Origin of the sequence: Shewanella intestini (assembly GCF_018221465.1) — a bacterium.
Classification (GTDB): Bacteria; Pseudomonadota; Gammaproteobacteria; order Enterobacterales; family Shewanellaceae; genus Shewanella; species Shewanella intestini.
On the sequence record NZ_JAAIKR010000040.1, the window covers coordinates 1 to 1,393 of the forward strand.

General features: G+C 38.5%; 2 protein-coding genes. Both read right to left on the reverse strand.

Features of this window, described 5'->3' with window-relative positions; translation table 11 throughout:
* Positions 1–421: 421 nt before the first annotated feature.
* Positions 422–913 carry a hypothetical protein gene (locus G3R48_RS17005; protein WP_153666369.1) on the reverse strand — a complete coding sequence of 164 codons (492 nt, stop codon included), beginning with the start codon at positions 911–913 and terminating at the stop codon, positions 422–424.
* Positions 910–1,393 (reverse strand): hypothetical protein (locus G3R48_RS17010; protein WP_212593419.1); only part of this gene is annotated, 484 nt, incomplete at its 5' end. The genes G3R48_RS17005 and G3R48_RS17010, both read right to left, overlap by 4 nt.

The following is a 1,393-nucleotide window of genomic DNA, read 5'->3' on the forward strand; positions in this document are numbered from 1 at the left end:
GACACGTTAATACGGCTAATTCGCTGTAAATCATCATACTGATATGTCTCTGTTCGACCGGTGATAAGATTATCAATGGCTGGCTATTATTTGATCTGGTAAACTAGCCTAAAGAGCGTAACTTCAAGAACACTTTCCTCTGCAATACACAGGGTTAACAATCCACGCCTTAAAACTCACTAATCTCTGCTAATTCACTTATTCCTCAGCATTTATTCGCGTCACTGTGTTGAAAATGTTTCAAATTCTTCTTTGATAGACATCAATCGTTGATATAGGGTTGAAAGCTAGTTATGTTATTGATTATCAATGGCTGGCTATTATTTGATCACCCAAGGCTAAGCAGAAGTTTGTCAGTGAGATGTTAGAAACGGTAATACAACAGACCGCACATTAAAAAGCCCGCGTGAGCGGGCTTAAATTAGGATAGCTCTTTGAGAAGAGCAATATATAAGGATAGTAATCCAACTAGAGATTTATCTTTCTTTTCGTTATACCACCGATAATACTTCTCTGGACTATCGGAATAGAATATTGACGCGTCATCCTCTTCCTCATCAAGCTCATTAGGGAAATGATCACCTATAAAATAGCCATCTACATCTTGAGCTTCAAAATCATCAAATGGATTATAACTATTCAAATCTGAAAATGATGATGTATCAACAAAAGGTAAACTGACTACAAATTCTAAAATATCGCGGCATTTACCCTCGTAGATCAAGGCAATACCTTTCGTCTCAATCTGATTCAAGAATTGTGAGGCTACGGTTATTGAATTATCCTTATTCGCGAGAAAAAAATTATTGAATTCGTAACTATCTTTACCATACGCCTCATCAAAAGCCAAAAGCTGGCGAGGCATCAACACATACCTCACCAAAGCTAACTTTACTAATATATCTTTATTCATGGACTTAATTCTTTAGGGACTTGATTACTTTTACGCAAATGGAATGTATTTATATACGTCTGCCCATTGGCACCTGGCTGAACACCTGTAGTTAAGCCATTCTGCGAATTAATATAAAGAGTATCGCCTTTCTTACGATTAACCACAGTATCGGCATCCAGAATATTCTGGCGCGCTCTTTGGTCATACAACTTAGCACTAGGCAGTTGATTAGCCCCATCTTTAGCCAGACCAGGGTGTCTTTCCCAAGCATGTTTTTGAAGTTGATCCCCCCGCCATTTCGCACTATCAGCGATTGCTTTTCTTGCAGGGTCTACCCCCTTTGTAACATCAGCAGCAATATTTTCCAAAGCTTTTATTTTATTTGTATCTTTAGCTGTTGCCACCATCGCTTTTGATGCCATCACTACCGCTTTTGATACTACAAGTTTTCCTCCTAAAGTTACAACCGAACCTAGGCCTCCAGTTAATACATTGAGT